The sequence below is a fragment of the Pseudoclavibacter caeni genome, assembly GCF_008831125.1.
GTDB lineage: Bacteria > Actinomycetota > Actinomycetes > Actinomycetales > Microbacteriaceae > Pseudoclavibacter_A > Pseudoclavibacter_A caeni.
This window is the reverse complement of sequence record NZ_WBKA01000002.1, coordinates 1-15998: the sequence shown is the minus strand read 5'-3', so window position 1 is coordinate 15998 and position 15998 is coordinate 1. Positions and strand designations below refer to the sequence as shown.

Here is a 15998-nt window from a genome sequence, read left to right as displayed (position 1 = left end):
AGCTCCCGGACGCCTCCGACGCATGGACCGGAACGAAGGACTGAGAACATGAGCAGATGCAGGACCATCATGGCAGCCGTCGCGCTGAGCGCGGCCGGAGGACTCCTGCTGTCCGGGTGCACGAGCACCGAGGGCGGCGGCAAGCTGATCGAGGAGGGCTCGCTGACGGCCTGCTCCGAAGCCTCGTATCCCCCGTTCGAGCAGACGACCGGTGACAAGGTGGAGGGCATCGACGCCGACATCTCCGCCGAGATCGCCAAGGACCTCGGGGTCGACCTCAAGCAGGTCAACACGGCGTTCGAGGGGCTGCAGTCCGGGCAGGACCTCGACAACAAGAAGTGCGACATCGCGATCAGCGCCATCACGATCACCGACGAGCGCAAGACCAAGATGGACTTCTCCGACCCCTATTATCACGACGACCTCGCCGTGATCACGCGGAAGGACTCGGGGATCACGACGGTCGACGAGGCCACTGACGGCACGCGGAAGGTCGGCGTGCAGCAGGCCACCACGGGTGAGGACTGGGCGAACGAGCACGGGCTGAACCCGCAGCAGTTCGAGGACGCCTCGATGGCGGCCGAGTCACTGGACAACGGCAGCATCGACGTGGTCATCGACCAGGTCGCCCCCTCCAACGAGCACCTCAAGAAGTACCCGGACACACTGGTGAAGATCGGCACCATCCCCACTGACGAGACCTACGGCATCGCGGTGCGCAAGGGCAACACCGAGCTGCTCGACAGCGTCAACGCCACGATCGAGCGCATCAAGGGCGACGGCACGCTCGACGGCATCCTGCAGAAGTGGGGCGCGGCCGAGAGCTGAGCCAGTGCGGCGGGGAGCCGGTCCACGCAGACCGGTTCCCCGCCGCGTGTCACAGGCCCGGCGACGTGGGAGCGCGTCGCCGGCGGACACCCCAGGGAGACAGAGATGAGCTCACCCGCCCGGCGCGCGCGGATCTCGCGCGCCATCCAGTACGCGATCCTCGTGATCGTGATCGTCGTCCTCGCCCTTCTGACCGACTGGCCGAAGATGGTGCACACCTTCTTCAACCTGCGGGTCGCGGCCGAGCAGTTCCCGCAGGTGATCACCACCGCCCTGTGGAACACGGTGGTCTACACGCTCATCTCCTTCTGGTTCGGGCTGCTGGGCGGGGCGCTGCTCGCGCTCATGCGGATGTCGTCGGTGGCCCCGTACCGGTGGATCGCCACCGTGTACACGGAGCTGTTCCGCGGGCTGCCGGCGCTGCTCGTGTTCGTCGCCTTCGGCTACGGCATCCCCAGCGCGTTCTCGATCAATCTGAACATCTACGTGACGGTCATGCTCTCGCTCGGCATGGTCTCGGCCGCCTACATCTCCGAGACGCTGCGCGCGGGGCTCCAGGCCGTGCCGCCCGGCCAGTACGAGGCGGCCCGGTCGCTCGGCATGTCCCGCGGCCGGGCGATGCGCTCGATCGTGTTCCCTCAGGCGTTCCGGATGGTGCTGCCCCCGCTGACCAACGAGCTGATCCTGCTCACGAAGGACACCTCGCTGGTGTACCTGCTGGGGCTCACCGTCGACCAGTATGAGCTGACGAAGTTCGGCCGTCAGGCGCTCTCGGCCGCGGACGCGGGGCTGACCCCGCTGGTCGTCGCCGGCGTCTGCTACCTGGTGATCACGGTGCCGCTCAGCTGGCTGGCCAGGCGGTTCGAGCTCCAGACCACACGAACCAGTTTCAAGGCGAAGGCGGCGAAATGAGTGCGATCACTCTCCAGGGCGTCCGGAAGTCCTTCGGCGACAACGCCGTGCTGAAGGGCATCGATCTCACCGTCGAGCCCGGCCAGGTGGTGTGCCTGATCGGCCCGTCCGGCTCCGGCAAGTCGACGGTGCTGCGCTGTGTGAACATGCTCGAGACCCCGGACGAGGGCACCATCGTCGTCGACGGCTCGGAGATCACCGATCCCGACGTCGACATCGACGGCGTGCGCCGGCGGATCGGCCTGGTGTTCCAGCAGTTCAATCTCTTCCCGCACCTGACCGTGCTGCGAAACTGCACCATCGCCCAGGAGCGGGTGCTGCATCGTGGCCGCGCCGAGGCGAAGCGGGTCGCTCTGGCGAACTTGCGCAAGGTCGGCCTGGCCGACCGCGGGGACGCGATGCCGGCACAGCTGTCCGGCGGGCAGCAGCAGCGGGTCGCCATCGCCCGCGCCCTGAGCATGGACCCGCGGCTGATGCTCTTCGACGAGCCGACCAGCGCCCTGGACCCGGAGCTCGTTGGCGACGTGCTCGCCGTGATGCGGGGGCTCGCCGACGCCGGCATGACGATGCTCGTCGTCACGCACGAGATGGCGTTCGCCCGGGACGTCGCCGACGTCGTGGCCTTCATGGACGGCGGCGTCATCGTCGAGCAGGGGCCGGCTGCGGAGGTGATCGAGCATCCGCGCAACGCGCGCACCCGGGAGTTCCTCAAGCGGGTGCTGCACCCCACCGAGGTCGGGATGGCCGAGGTCGTCGCCGAGGGTGGGCCGGAGGCGTGAACGTGGTCGAGTGCGATGTCCCGCTGCGCTGGAGCGACACGGACGCCTATGGGCATGTCAACAACGTGGCGATCCTGGCGCTCGTGGAGCAGGCGCGCGTGCTCTTCTTCGCGCAGGCACGCGGGGCGGGCGGCGAGTCGCTCACTCGGCTCGACGGTGATGGCCTCGGCCGCAACCCCGCCTTCATCACCGGCCAGTGCATCGAGTACCGCCGGCCTGTGCGGCTCGACCTCGTCCCCGTGCGGTTCCGGATGTGGGTGACCGCGATCGGCGGCGCGGACTTCACCCTCGCCTGGGAGCTGCGCCAGCATGACGCGCTGTGCGCGGTGGGCACGGTGGGCCTCGTGTTCATGACCGGCGACGGCGCCCGGCCGCGGCGGATCACCCACGACGAGCGGGCTGTGCTCGACGCCCACGTGGGCGAGGCGCCGCGGATGCGCCACTGACCCGTTTCAACAGCCGCCCCATGTCGCTACAATGATTGTAGCGACAATCGAAGGAGGCTCGCGTGTACGAGCTGCATGACATCGAGGAGCGGCTGCACCCCTCGGAACGGATGCCGGTGCTGTTCGTCGGTCACGGATCGCCGATGAACGCGATCGAGGACAACATCTACTCCCGCACCTGGGCGAGCCTGGGCCGCGAGCTGCCACACCCGCAGGCGATCATCGTGATGTCGGCCCACTGGCTGACCCGCGGCGGCACGTCGATCACCGACGCCCCGCGCAACCGGGTCATCTACGACTTCGGCGGATTCCCCGAGCCGCTCTACCACGTCCGCTACGACACGGCGGGCGACCACGACGTCGCCCGCATCGCCGCCGACCGGCTCGTCGACTGGATGCAGAGCTACGAGATCGCCCTCGACCGGCAGTGGGGGCTCGACCACGGCACATGGAGCGTGCTGCGCTGGCTGGCCCCGCATCCGGACGTGCCGGTGCTGCAGATCTCGATCGACTACAGTCTGCCGCTGCCCCGGCTGCACGAGCTGTTCGGCCGGCTGCGACGGCTGCGCGACCGCGGGGTGCTGTTCATCGGCTCGGGGAACATCGTCCACGCGCTGCGCTCGATGCGCGGCGACGGCGCTGTGTGGGACTGGGCCCGAGAGTTCGACGAGGTCGCCGAGGCGGCGATCCGCGAACGGGACCTGGGCACCCTGCTCGACCCGTTCCGGGTGGGCACGGCCGCCCGGCTGGCCGTGCCCACCGACGACCACTACCGACCGATGATCGCGGCGATGGCGCTGCTGCACCCCGGCGAGGAGCTGCGGTTCTTCAACGAGTCGATCGACCTCGGGGCGATCAGCATGCGCAGCTTCATCACCGCCTGAGCGGATCGGCCGTGCCGCCGGTCTGACGGTGGGCCCAGAGGGGCTCGAACCCCCGACCCCCTCGGTGTAAACGAGGTGCTCTGACCACCTGAGCTATGGGCCCGTGGCGGTCGCCCGCCGTGGTGATTCTACCGGGCTGCGTCGTCCGTTCGCCCCGTGTCGGGGCACGCCGGTCAGATCCGGCCGGGGCCGCCGGGCGCGCCCGCCGGTGCGGCCTCGCTCGCACCCGTGGGCGGCGTGCCGGCTCGCGGCTGCGCGGCAGGGGACGCCGCGCGCAGCATCCGCTCGTACCACTCCCCCGGGCGCGGGCTTCCCGCCGGGGAGGACACCCGGTCGACGACCCGCCCGTCGGCGTCGGCCCACAGGCTCACCCGCCGGGCGTCGCCGGTGGCCGGGTCGAACGCCTCGCACGCGGCGGCGAGCGCGCCGTGCGGCCAGAAGTCGCTCAGCAGCGGGAACGGCCGGGGCGTCGCCCGGTGCCAGGCGGCCAGGGCGGAGACGGGGTCGGTGCTCGCCGCGAGCAGGTGGACGCCGGCGGCGTGGAACCTGTCGTGCGCCGCGGCCAGCCGGTCGAGCTCGCCGGTGCACACGGGGGTGAACGCGTGCGGGTAGAACACGAGGCAGATCGGTCCGGCGAGGTCCTCGCGGCGGACGACGGCGCCGAACTGGTCGGGCAGGGCGAACGGGGGCAGCGTGGTGATCACGGGGCGAGTGTATCTCGGGCGTTCACCGTGGCGTCAGCGGCCCGTCAGGCAGCTATCGTATACGACCCGGGTGAAGAAGCGGAGCATTTCTGGTCGGCCACGTACACTGTCTTGTGGCCATCCGCCAAAATCCGTGGTGGTCTTTCCCCGAGAAGGTGAGGAACTGATGACGGTCAACAGCCAGGATCCGTACGCGCCGGACTACGTCGATCCAGACCGGGACGAGACCCGGGAGTGGCAGCAGTCGCTCGACGCCCTCGTCGGCGCGCGCGGGCGTGCACGGGCGCGGCAGATCATGATGAGCCTGATCAAGCGCTCGAAGGACCTGCAGCTCAACGTGCCGATGATCCCGACGACCGACTACATCAACACGATCGCCCCGGAGAACGAGCCGGAGTTCCCCGGCGACGAGGAGCTCGAGCGCACCTATCGGCGGTGGATCCGCTGGAATGCGGCGGTGCTCGTCCACCGGGCGCAGCGGCCCGGCATCGAGGTCGGCGGGCACATCTCCACCTACGCGTCGTCGGCCGCCCTGTACGAGGTCGGCTTCAACCACTTCTTCCACGGGCCGGACCATCCGGGCGGCGGCGACCAGGTCTTCATCCAGGGACACGCCTCCCCGGGCATCTACGCCCGCTCGTTCCTCGAGGGGCGGCTGACCGCCGAGCAGCTCGACGGCTTCCGCCAGGAGCGCTCCGTCGCCGGCGGGCTGCCCTCCTACCCGCATCCGCGGCACATGGATCACTACTGGCAGTTCCCGACCGTGTCGATGGGGCTCGGCCCCATGAACGCGATCTACCAGGCCCAGGTGAACCGCTACCTGCTCAACCACGGGATCAAGGACACCTCGCAGCAGCACGTGTGGGCGTTCCTCGGCGACGGCGAGATGGACGAGCCCCAGTCGCGCGGCCTGCTGCAGGTCGCCGCCAACGACCAGCTCGACAACCTGACGTTCGTGATCAACTGCAACCTGCAGCGCCTTGACGGGCCCGTCCGAGGCAACACGAAGATCATCCAGGAGCTCGAGTCGTTCTTCCGCGGCGCCGGCTGGAACGTGATCAAGGTCGTCTGGAGCCGGGAGTGGGATCCGCTGCTCGCCGCCGACACCGAGGGCGCGCTCGTCAAGCTCATGAACAACACCCCGGACGGCGACTTCCAGACGTACAAGACCGAGGACGGCGCGTTCGTGCGCGAGCACTTCTTCGGCCGCGACCCCCGCGCCCTCCGGCTCGTCGCCAACTACACCGACGACCAGATCTGGGCGCTGCAGCGCGGCGGGCACGACTACCGCAAGGTCTACGCCGCCTACAAGGCGGCCGTGGAGCACAAGGGCTCCCCGACGGTCATCCTCGCCCACACGATCAAGGGGTACGGGCTCGGCCCCTCGTTCGAGGGTCGCAACGCCACCCACCAGATGAAGAAGCTCACGCTCGACGATCTGAAGACGTTCCGCGACCACATGCGCATCCCGATCTCGGACGCGGAGCTCGAGGCCCACGACCACTGGGCACCGCCCTACTACCACCCGGGCGAGGACGCTCCGGAGATCCGCTACATGCGCGAGCGGCGCGCCGAGCTCGGCGGGTATGTGCCCGACCGGCGGAACAACCCCACCTACATCGACCTGCCGCCCGCGAAGGCCTACGACCATGTCAAGAAGGGCACGGGGAAGCAGCGCATCGCCACGACCATGGCGTTCGTGCGGCTGCTGAAGGACCTGCTCGCCCAGAAGGGCTGGGAGAACCGGCTCGTGCCGATCCTGCCCGACGAGGGCCGCACGTTCGGGTTCGACTCGTTCTTCCCGACGAAGAAGATCTACAACCCCCACGGCCAGCACTACATATCGGTCGACCGGGAACTGCTGCTCGCCTACAAGGAGAGCCCGCAGGGCCTGCTGTACCACGTGGGCATCAACGAGGACGGCGCCGCCGCGGCGTTCACCGCGCTCGGCACCTCGTACGCCCAGCAGGGCGAGATCATGATCCCCGTCTACCTCTTCTACTCGATGTTCGGCTTCCAGCGCTCCGGCGACGAGCTGTGGGCGGCGGCGGATGCCCGGGCCCGCGGGTTCCTCGTCGGCGCGACCGCCGGGCGCACCACGCTCACCGGCGAGGGCCTGCAGCACGCGGACGGTCACTCCCCGATCCTCGCCTCGACGAACCCCGCCGTCATCTCCTACGACCCGGCGTTCTCCTACGAGATCGCCCACATCGTCGAGAGCGGGCTCGAGCGCATGTACGGCGGGAACCACCCGGACCCCGACGTCATGTACTACCTGACCGTCTACAACGAGCCGATCGTGCAGCCGGCCGAGCCCGACGACGTGGACGTCGACGGCATCATCCGCGGCATCCACCGGGTCTCCCCCGCCCAGGGCGGGCCGGCCCAGGCGCAGCTGCTCGCCTCCGGCATCGCCGTCACCTGGGCGCTCGAGGCCCAGCAGATGCTCGCCGAGGACTGGGGCGTGCGCGCCGACGTGTGGTCGGTGACCAGCTGGAACGAGCTGCGCCGCGACGGGCTCGCCGCCGAGGAGCACCACTTCCTGCACCCGGCCGAGCCCCGCCGCGAGCCGTACGTGACCCGCAAGCTCGCTGACGCCCCCGGGCCGATCGTCGCGGTCACCGACTTCATGAAGGCGGTGCCCGACCAGATCCGCCAGTTCCTCGACCGGCCGTTCGCGACGCTCGGCGCCGACGACTTCGGCTTCAGCGACACCCGCGCGGCCGCCCGGCGCGCGTTCAGGATCGACGCGCCGTCAATCGTCGTGCGGACGCTGGAGCAGCTCGCCGACCAGGGGATCGTGCCCACCCAGGCGCCGGTCGAGGCGATCACCCGCTACGACCTGATGAACATCCCCTCTCCGGTGACGGAGACCGCGGCCGCCAATGAGTGACGACACCACCGCCGAGCGCGGGCGGGCGGTGCGCGAGCGCACCCTCGCCCGGCTGCGCTCCATCAGCGGTGAGATGGCCACGGCGACCCTCCACCGGCTCGAGGAGGACCTGCCGTGGTACGCCGCGCTCCCCCCGGCCCGCCGGTCGGCGATCGGCTTGGTCGCGCAGTCCGGCATCCAGTCGTTCATCAACTGGTTCGCCGACGCCGAGGCCGACACCTGGGTGCCCGCCGACATCTTCGGCAACGCCCCGCGGGAGCTGATCCGGTCGGTTTCGCTGCAGCAGACCCTGCAGCTCGTCCGCGTCGTCATCTCCGTCGTCCAGGACCAGTTCACCGCCGACGACCCCGAGCTGCGGGACGCGTTCCTCACCTACTCCCGCGACGTCGCCTTCGCCGCCGCGGACGTCTACGCGAAGGCCGCGGAGGCGCGCGGCCAGTGGGACGACCGCCTCGAGGCCCTCGTGGTCGACTCCATCCTCAACGGAGAGTCGGCCGACGAGCTGCCCAGTCGGGTGGCCGCGCTCGGCTGGCAGGCGGTCGGCGACATCCACGTGGTGATCGCCAGCGGCCAGATCACCGGCGACACCGAGCACCTGCGCCGATCCGCCCGACGCCTCGGCAGCGAGATGCTCATCGGCGTGCAGGCCGACCGGATCGTGCTCGTTCTGGGGCAGAGCGTGCCGGTCGACGGCGGCCAGGTGCATCCCTGGTCGGTCACCCACGTGGTCGAGGGGATGCTGCACCTGTTCGCTCCGGGCCCCGTCGTGATCGGCCCGCCGGTGCCGGGAATCCTCGAGGCGAGCACCTCCGCGCGCGCCGCGCAGGCCGGCTACGCGGCCGTCCCCGGCTGGCCCGGCGCACCCCGTCCCGTCGCCGCCGACGACCTGCTGCCCGAGCGCGCGCTCGCCGGCGATCCCCTCGCCCGGGTGACGCTCATCCAGCGTGCCTACACGCCGTTGAGCCAGCAGACGACCGACCTGCTCGGCACGCTGCGCGCCTACCTCGACACCGGCCGCTCGCTGGAGGGCACCGCCCGCGAGCTGTACGTGCACCCGAACACGGTGCGCTACCGGCTGCGGCGCATCGCCGAGATCGTCGGCTGGGATCCCACCGAGCCCCGTGACGCCCTCATCCTCCAGACGGCGCTCATCCTCGGTGCGATCAACGCCGGGTGACGGGCAGTCGGCGAGGATGCGGCCATTGGCGGTTGACGCCAATCGACCCCGTGTCTTTTTGTGAGGGACGACCAACATGGCGACTCCTCTGGATCGACCAGACTTGAGAACGATGATTCTTCTCGCCTGCCCCGGACAGGGCTCACAGAAACCGGGCTTCCTCGCCCCCTGGCTCGAGCGACCCGAGCTGCGCGATCTCGCCGAGCAGCTCTCCCGGGCCACCGGCATCGATCTCGTCGCCGCGGGCACCGTGTGGGACGCCGAGCGCATCCGCGACACCGCTGTCGCCCAGCCGCTCATCGTCGCGGCCGGGCTGATCAGCGCGCAGGCCCTCACCGCCGAGCTCGCCGCCCGCGGCGTTGACGACGTCTCGTACGGGTACGCTGGTCACTCGGTCGGCGAGATCACCGCTGCGGCCCTCGCCGGCGTCCTCACCCCGGACGTCGCCGCCGCGTTCGTGCGCGAGCGCAGTCAGGCGATGGCCGAGGCGTCCGCCGCGACCCCGACGACCATGGCCGCCGTCATCGGCGGCGATCGGGACGAGATCCTCGCCCGCCTGGCCGAGCTCGACCTGAACGCGGCGAACTTCAACAGCGCCGCCCAGCTCGTCGCGGCCGGGACGACCGACGCCGTCGAGCGACTCGTCGCCGAGCCGCCGCACCGCATCCGGGTCATCCCGCTGAGCGTCGCCGGCGCGTTCCACACCCGGTACATGGCGCCGGCCCGGGATCACCTGCGCGCGATCCGCGACCGGTTCCCCGCCCAGGACCCGACCGGGCCGCTGTGGACGAACGCGGACGGCTCGATCGTCTCCGACGGGGAGCGGTATGTCGATCTGCTCGTCGAACAGGTCGCCTCACCCGTGCACTGGGACGCCTGCCAGCGGTCGTTCCGGGAGCACGGCGTGACCGCGATGGTCGAGCTGCTGCCCGGCGGCACGCTCACCGGGCTCGCCCGGCGTGAGCTGAAGGGCCTGCCGACGCAGGCGATCAAGGGGCCCGGCGACCTCGCCCCCGCGGCGGATCTCGTGGCGGCGCATCTGACGGACTGACCCTGCGGCGGGACCCCGCCCAGGCATCGCGTGGCCGACCATGGCCACCGGAAGGATCGAGCAAGGACAGTGAGCACAGCACTTCGCACGGCGAACGGCGCGCGATACGCGCGCATCCTCGGCGTCGGCGCGGCCCGCGGCGACCTCGTCGTGAGCAACGACGACATCGTGGGGCCGATCGACTCGTCTGACGAGTGGATCCGCCAGCGCACCGGGATCATCGACCGGCACCGCGCCTCCGTCGGCGTCGGCGTGGCCGATCTCGCCCTCGCCGCGTCCCGCCAGGCCATCGAGCACGCCGGGCTGCAGGGGTCGGACATCGACGCGATCATCGTCGCGACCGTGACGTTCCCCTACCAGACCCCCTCGCTGGCCGCCTGGCTCGCCGACCAGATCGGCGCGACCCCGGCCCCCGCGTACGACATCTCCGCCGCATGCGCCGGCTACTGCTACGGGATCGGCCAGGCGGACGCGCTCGTGCGCAGCGGGCTCGCCCACCACGTCCTCGTGCTCGGTGCCGAGAAGCTCAGCGACATCATCGACCCCGCCGACCGCTCGATCTCGTTCCTGCTCGGCGACGGTGCTGGCGCCGCGGTCGTCGGCCCCAGCGACTTCCCGGGCATCTCCCCCACGGTGTGGGGCTCGGACGGCTCGCACTGGAAGACGATCCGGATGACGAGCTCGCTCACCGAGTACCGGGACGGCCGCGACGGCGAGGAGCCGGTGCCGTGGCCGACGCTGCGGCAGGACGGCCGCATCGTCTTCCGCTGGGCGGTGTGGGACATGGCGAAGATCGCCCGGCGCACGCTCGAGGAGGCCGGGATCACCCCGGACGACATCGACGTGTTCATCCCCCACCAGGCGAACATGCGCATCATCGACGAGTTCGCCAAGCAGCTCAAGCTGCCCGAGCGGGTCGTCATCGCCCGCGACATCGCCCACCAGGGCAACACGTCGGCCGCGTCCATCCCGATCGCGACGCGGGCGCTCATCGACTCCGGGCAGGCGAAGAGCGGCGACATTGCCCTCGAGATCGGCTTCGGCGCCGGTCTCGTGTACGGTGCACAGGTGGTCGTGCTCCCCTGAGCCGGCCGCCCGCACGACCGTCGGCCCCGCCGACGCAACCGGACCAACCACACAGTGATCCCCCGGGATCTTCGACAGAAGGAGAAGGAAATGGCACTCACTCAGGCAGAGGTGCTCAAGGGCATGGCGGAGCTCGTCAACGAGGAGACCGGCGTCCCTGCGGAGAACGTCGCGATGGACAAGTCGTTCACCGACGACCTCGACATCGACTCCCTGTCGATGATGACGATCGTCGCCAACGCCGAGGAGAAGTTCGACGTGAAGATCGCCGACGATGAGGTCGAGAAGCTCAAGACCGTCGGCGACGCCGTCGACTACATTGTCAAGGCCAGCGAGGCCAAGTGAGCGGACGCGGCTGAGGCCGCGCACGACAGGCGGCGGATCCGCGCGGTCCGCCGCCTCGCCGCATCACCACGCCGACCCGGGCCGGGCCGGCGCACCCGTTCGACGAACCGGACGCCCACGAGGCGCCGGTCGCGTCCGCTGCTCGCGGACAGATCATGGAGACCGCAGTGAACAAGAAGATCGTCGTCACCGGACTCGGCACCACCAATCCCCTCGGTGGGGACGTCGAGTCCACCTGGCGGGCGCTGCTGGCCGGCGAGTCCGGCATCAGCACCATCGACGCCCCGTGGGTCGAGAAGTACGACCTGCCGGTCACCTTCGCCGGTCAGGCGAAGGTGCGCCCCGAGGAGGTGCTCACCCGCATCGAGGTGAAGCGCCATGATCCCTCCGCGCAGCTCGCTCTCGTCGCCGCCCGGGAGGCCTGGGCGGATGCCGGTGCACCGGAGGTCGAGCCCGAGCGGCTCGGTGTCGACTTCGCCACCGGCATCGGTGGCGTGTGGACGCTGTTCGACTCGTACGACGCGCTGCGGGATCGCGGCGTGCGGCGGGTTATGCCACTGACCGTGCCGATGCTCATGGCCAACGCGTCCGCCGCCACGATCTCGCTGGAGTTCAAGGCCCGCGCGTTCGCCCGCACCGTGCTCTCCGCATGCGCCTCGTCGACCGAGTCGCTCGTCAACGCGTGGGAGCACCTGCAGCTCGGCCTCGCCGACGTGGTCATCGCCGGTGGCACCGAGTCGACCATCCACCCGCTGCCGCTGGCGGCGTTCGCGAACATGAAGGCGCTCAGCAAGCGCAACGACGACCCGCAGGCCGCGTCCCGGCCGCTCGACGTGCACCGCAACGGCTTCGTCATGGGTGAGGGCGCCGCGGTGCTCGTGCTCGAGACGGAAGAGCACGCGAAGGCCCGCGGTGCGCGCATCCACGCCGAGCTCACCGGAGGCGCGGTCACCGCCGACGCCTACCACATCACCGCGCCCGACCCCGAGGGCCACGGCGCGGCCCGGGCCGTCGAGGCCGCCCTCGAACAGGCCGGCGAGACCCCGGCGGACGTCGCGCACATCAACCTGCATGCGACCTCCACACCCATCGGCGACATCGCCGAGTACAAGGCGCTGCACTCGGTGCTCGGCGACGCGCTCGACGGCATTCCGGTGGCGGCTACGAAGGGCAACACCGGGCATCTGCTCGGCGGCACCGGCACGCTCGAGGCGCTGTTCACCGTCAAGGCGCTCGAGGAGCGGCGCACCCCGCCCCTGATCAACCTCGACGAGCAGGATCCGGAGACCCCGTTCCTCGCCCCGACCGGCCAGCCGTACGCGCTGCCCGCCCAGGGCGAGCTGTTCGCGATCTCGAACTCGTTCGGGTTCGGCGGGCACAATGCGGTCGTCGGGCTGCGCACCGCCTGACCGCTGCTCGGGCGGCGCGGCAGACGCCGACGCCGCCCGACTGCGGGTACCATGAGGTGCCCGCGTCGAAGGATGCGGCCACGGGACGCCGCAGAGGGCGCCTGGGAGGAGACGGGACATGGTCGTGCGCTACGGCATCCTCGGCATCCTCGCCGAGTCGCCGTGCTACGGCACGCAGCTGCGTCAGGAGCTGCTGCGCCGCACCGCCGGCCTGCTCGACGTCAACTCCGGCCAGATCTACTCGACGCTCGACCGGCTCGCCCGCGATGGGCTCGTGCACAAGCTCGACACCCCAGAGCATGGACGGGTGCTCTACGAGCCCACCGAACAGGGCCTCGCGGTCTTCCGGCACTGGCTGGAGACCGTCGACGAGGGCGCTGCGACGATCGACACGATCCGCAAGGTGTCGCTCGCCCTCTCGCTGCCGAGCGTGGACGGCCAGGCCGTCGCCCAGCGCAACCTCGACGCCTGTCTTCAGCGCTCCACGGCGCCGATGGACGGCCTGCCCGAGCCGCTGACGAGCATGGTCTGGCTCGGCTACCACAGCGTCCTCAACGCCGAGACGAACTGGCTGCGCCAGGTGATCCAGCAGGCCTCGCGCACGCCGACCGCTTTCCCCGTGGACCAGGAGCGGCCTCGCCGCGGCCGTCCGCCGAAGCGGGTGAGCCGGCAGACCGTGCCTGATGCGGGCGAGGCGCGCTGACACGGTAGACTGTCGCGGTGCCCTCGCAGGTCGAGGATGCCGGCCGCAGCCCGGCCTCCGCGGTCGCGTCCGGCGCATGGGGCGTTAGCTCAGCTGGTCAGAGCACGGGACTCATAATCCCTTGGTCGCGGGTTCAAGTCCCGCACGCCCCACGTGCGGGACGCAGGACCCGCGAACGGCGCAGCCGTCGTCGTGGTGGGGCCCCGCTCGGTTGCGGTGCGCGTCAGCGTGCCGCGGGGCGGGGATCAAGTCCCGCACGGGCACCCCATCAGCGCCCACACGCTCAAACAAACTCACTGAGGCACGTTGTTCCATTGATCCGCACTCAAGGCGGAACTACACTCCAGATAGGGGGTAGCCGGTGTTCAAGCCAATGCGTTGCGCAGCGTGTGGGTACTTTGACCGGGGAGATCTGCATATATGCAGCGCTTGCGGCGTTCCTCATGAGTCTAGGATCTCCGCCGACCCGGCACTCGCCGACGCGCAGGTCTCCCAGGATTGGGATGAGCTCCAGCTCAGGCGACGTAACTCCCGTGTGCAGGCCTGGATCGGTATCGCAGTAGTCGTGATCGCTTTAATTACCCCGATTGTCTGGTTCGACGTGGCTTACGACCACGGACTCGTCCTTTCCCTGGGCGGTCCTTCACGCTATCCGCGGGATACCAGAATGACTGCCGTTGGCGCCTTCGCTATTTTCACCGTACTGATGGTGCATAACTCTGGTCATGACTGGCAGTATTTCCAATCAGTGGTGCTGCGCTGGTTTCGCCCGGCATTGGGCTGGGAGATCGCTGTCGCAGCCATCTATCTGGTCGGGACACTTGCTTTCGCGCAACTCTACTTGCAGCCACTGCTACAGGAACGGGTCGCGGCGCCCACCCGCGGGGTCAGTCAGGAGGCAGCGTTGGCGGGGTCGCACACTGTCATGTTTATCTATTACAGTGCTGCGCTGGTGTGCACTGCACTGTTCCTGATCGGTACATACTTCAATCCATGCGACCGTGCGAGCATGTTCGTTCGCCGGAGAATCAAGTAGGAGGGGTCATGAAAGTATCGAACATGAGGGCGCGAGGCGGTGCGTACACGCCGGCTGCGCTGACTGTGGCGCTCACTCTGGGGCTGGTTGGTGCGTCACCCACCACGGCTGCATCGGCTGACGAGGCGACGGGGATCACCGCTGACGAGGCGGCGGCCATCACTCAGATCGGCGGCATGGTCGGAGGGCTGTCCACCATCGGCGTGACGCAGAACGACATCGTCACGGCCTCGCCCGAGCAGGTCGCAGACCTTGAGTCGATCGTCGATCTTGCAGGTTCCAGCTTGACGACGGATGCTGCATCCACCTCATCCGCAGTGCGCTCACTGCCCAGCCAGCCCACGGACTGCAGTGACACCGGCGCTCTGCTCGCGTATGCAAGGCAGGCAGCTGTCGCGAACTCAGCACATGACGCACAAGCCGAAGATCTCGACAGTGAGACGGTGTACATGTACCTGTCGCACTTCCTCGACACACCGGGATTCACCAGCAATCCCTGTGCAGCGAATGCGGAGTCCCGGTATCTGGCCAGTTGGATCACGACCAATGACCGCACCGCGTACAACAATTATCTGAGCTCGACGAATCGCGCGCAGCTGGCTGCAGACACCGGGACGCTCGTCGTCGGCATCCCCTCTGTGCTCAGTGGAACTAGTCAGACCGTCACCAAGGCGGTGGGTTTCGGCTTTGGAGGTGTCATGAAGGACGCTCCGAACATCGCTGACTGGGCATCCACGGCTGGGAGTGTTCACCAGGCATCGACGGACTTGGTTGCCTTGCTTGATCAGGACAAGACACCGGCTGAGGTCATCTCGGTGTTGAACGCTAACCTCAGCACGACGATCAGTGACAATGATCTCAGGGCTGCTGTGATCGGCACCATTGCTGCGCTGGCGACGCCGGGGCTGGGCGCCACCATGTTCGGTCTGGGGATGACTGCCGCGTCATTGAGCATCACCGGGGTGAACTCGTTGACCCAGCAGGCTGCAGTCGGAGCGCTGCTCACTACAACGAGCTCACGTCTCATCCCTCGGATGCAGCGGGCTGGGTACCTCTAAAGAATCGTTCTACACACTGGTATAGATCTGTTTGCAAAGCTCTGACCACACTCGCCAGACAGGCCGCTCCGATGCCTGATGACCGGCGGCTGCGAGCTCGTCGGCGATCAGCACATACCCGAACTCAGGATCGTCAGCGTGTACATCAAACGCAGCGTTCGCCAGGTGGGCGTCGTCCCAGTCGCGTTGCGACACCGGTCGCCTGCCACTTGTAATATCCCTGTTTCGTCATTCTCAGCACCCGGCACGTCACCGCGACCGGCCCCCGAACGTGGGCACCGGCCGCAGCCAGTTTTTGGACGAGCCGGCCAGTACCAATCCAGCACAGGCATTTGGGACTTTCTGGGGCTCTTCGCAGTTGAAGGTGTAGGCGAGGGGCGCCGGCCGGTTCGCAGATAGAGGTCGAGGTCTTCCAGAATGGAAGTTCCTACACTGCCCATCCGCCGGAAGACCTCGACATGCACCACCCTACGTTCGCGACCCCTGACCTGACCACGTTCTGCCGCCTCGACGAGCTCGGCCTTCAAGCCGTTGGGCAGCTGCTCGAGCCTGATCGGGCTGTGTTGGAGTGTCGTGTCCTCGACGACGACCCGTGGTGCCGAAAGTGCGGCGCGGAGGGCGTGCCGCGGGACACTGTGACGCGTCCGCTGGCGCATGAGCCGTTCGGGCATCGGCCGACGACGCTGT

The 15998-nt window shown here is 69.0% G+C and carries 15 protein-coding genes, 2 tRNA genes and 2 pseudogenes; 16 read left to right on the top strand and 3 right to left on the bottom strand.

All coding sequences use genetic code 11. The annotated features are described in order from the left end of the window. Positions 1-48 precede the first annotated feature (48 nt). The 5 genes from F8O02_RS02665 to F8O02_RS02645 all read left to right on the top strand — a co-directional run bounded on the left by F8O02_RS02665 (position 49) and on the right by F8O02_RS02645 (position 3849). Positions 49-828, top strand: a complete 780-nt coding sequence (locus tag F8O02_RS02665) for an ABC transporter substrate-binding protein (RefSeq protein WP_158035713.1) — start codon at positions 49-51, stop codon at positions 826-828. Between the two features lie 105 nt (positions 829-933). Beyond that, on the top strand, positions 934-1740 hold the full coding sequence (locus tag F8O02_RS02660; protein ID WP_158035712.1) for an amino acid ABC transporter permease: 807 nt from the start codon (positions 934-936) through the stop codon (positions 1738-1740). Next, positions 1737-2519 carry an amino acid ABC transporter ATP-binding protein gene (locus tag F8O02_RS02655; protein ID WP_158035711.1) on the top strand — a complete coding sequence of 261 codons (783 nt, stop codon included), beginning with the start codon at positions 1737-1739 and terminating at the stop codon, positions 2517-2519. The genes F8O02_RS02660 and F8O02_RS02655 overlap by 4 nt, the downstream gene beginning before the upstream one ends. Positions 2520-2521: 2 nt before the next feature. Further along, positions 2522-2965 carry an acyl-CoA thioesterase gene (locus F8O02_RS02650; protein ID WP_179416319.1) on the top strand — a complete coding sequence of 148 codons (444 nt, stop codon included), beginning with the start codon at positions 2522-2524 and terminating at the stop codon, positions 2963-2965. 62 nt (positions 2966-3027) lie between these two features. Continuing rightward, positions 3028-3849: a dioxygenase family protein gene (locus tag F8O02_RS02645; protein ID WP_158035709.1), complete on the top strand. Its 822-nt coding sequence runs from the start codon at positions 3028-3030 to the stop codon at positions 3847-3849. Positions 3850-3878: 29 nt separating this feature from the next. Here the strand turns inward: F8O02_RS02645 and F8O02_RS02640 are convergent. Both F8O02_RS02640 and F8O02_RS02635 read right to left on the bottom strand, forming a co-directional pair. Next, positions 3879-3952 (bottom strand) — tRNA-Val (locus F8O02_RS02640). A 70-nt stretch (positions 3953-4022) separates the two neighbouring features. Continuing rightward, positions 4023-4553, bottom strand: a complete 531-nt coding sequence (locus tag F8O02_RS02635; protein ID WP_158035708.1) for a redoxin domain-containing protein — start codon at positions 4551-4553, stop codon at positions 4023-4025. 166 nt (positions 4554-4719) lie between these two features. Here F8O02_RS02635 and aceE point away from each other — a divergent pair, with 166 nt between their 5' ends. The 10 genes from aceE (at position 4720) to F8O02_RS02585 (ending at position 15311) form a co-directional block, all read left to right on the top strand. Then, complete coding sequence (gene aceE, locus F8O02_RS02630) at positions 4720-7446, top strand: pyruvate dehydrogenase (acetyl-transferring), homodimeric type (RefSeq protein WP_158035707.1); 2727 nt, start codon at positions 4720-4722, stop codon at positions 7444-7446. Then, positions 7439-8623: a PucR family transcriptional regulator gene (locus F8O02_RS02625; protein ID WP_158035706.1), complete on the top strand. Its 1185-nt coding sequence runs from the start codon at positions 7439-7441 to the stop codon at positions 8621-8623. The genes aceE and F8O02_RS02625 overlap by 8 nt, the downstream gene beginning before the upstream one ends. A 112-nt stretch (positions 8624-8735) precedes the next feature. Then, entirely contained in the window at positions 8736-9674 is a 939-nt protein-coding gene (locus F8O02_RS02620) for an ACP S-malonyltransferase (protein WP_158035705.1), read from the top strand. 69 nt (positions 9675-9743) lie between these two features. Further along, complete coding sequence (locus F8O02_RS02615) at positions 9744-10760, top strand: beta-ketoacyl-ACP synthase III (protein ID WP_158035704.1); 1017 nt, start codon at positions 9744-9746, stop codon at positions 10758-10760. A gap of 90 nt (positions 10761-10850) precedes the next feature. Next, positions 10851-11105 carry an acyl carrier protein gene (locus F8O02_RS02610; RefSeq protein WP_158035703.1) on the top strand — a complete coding sequence of 85 codons (255 nt, stop codon included), beginning with the start codon at positions 10851-10853 and terminating at the stop codon, positions 11103-11105. 155 nt (positions 11106-11260) lie between these two features. After that, on the top strand, positions 11261-12514 hold the full coding sequence (locus F8O02_RS02605) for a beta-ketoacyl-[acyl-carrier-protein] synthase family protein (RefSeq protein WP_179416320.1): 1254 nt from the start codon (positions 11261-11263) through the stop codon (positions 12512-12514). Between the two features lie 118 nt (positions 12515-12632). Continuing rightward, a complete protein-coding gene (locus F8O02_RS02600) occupies positions 12633-13217 on the top strand; it encodes a PadR family transcriptional regulator (protein ID WP_158035702.1) in 585 nt (194 codons plus the stop codon). Between the two features lie 78 nt (positions 13218-13295). Beyond that, positions 13296-13369 (top strand) — tRNA-Ile (locus F8O02_RS02595). A 383-nt stretch (positions 13370-13752) separates the two neighbouring features. Next, entirely contained in the window at positions 13753-14253 is a 501-nt protein-coding gene (locus F8O02_RS02590; RefSeq protein ID WP_158035701.1) for a hypothetical protein, read from the top strand. A gap of 8 nt (positions 14254-14261) precedes the next feature. After that, positions 14262-15311: a hypothetical protein gene (locus tag F8O02_RS02585; protein WP_158035700.1), complete on the top strand. Its 1050-nt coding sequence runs from the start codon at positions 14262-14264 to the stop codon at positions 15309-15311. A gap of 27 nt (positions 15312-15338) precedes the next feature. Here F8O02_RS02585 and F8O02_RS09375 read toward each other — a convergent pair. After that, a pseudogene (locus F8O02_RS09375) lies at positions 15339-15615 on the bottom strand (IS3 family transposase); the annotation flags it as partial. A 154-nt stretch (positions 15616-15769) separates the two neighbouring features. Here F8O02_RS09375 and F8O02_RS02575 point away from each other — a divergent pair. Continuing rightward, positions 15770-15998 (top strand): annotated as a pseudogene (locus tag F8O02_RS02575) (ISL3 family transposase); the annotation flags it as partial.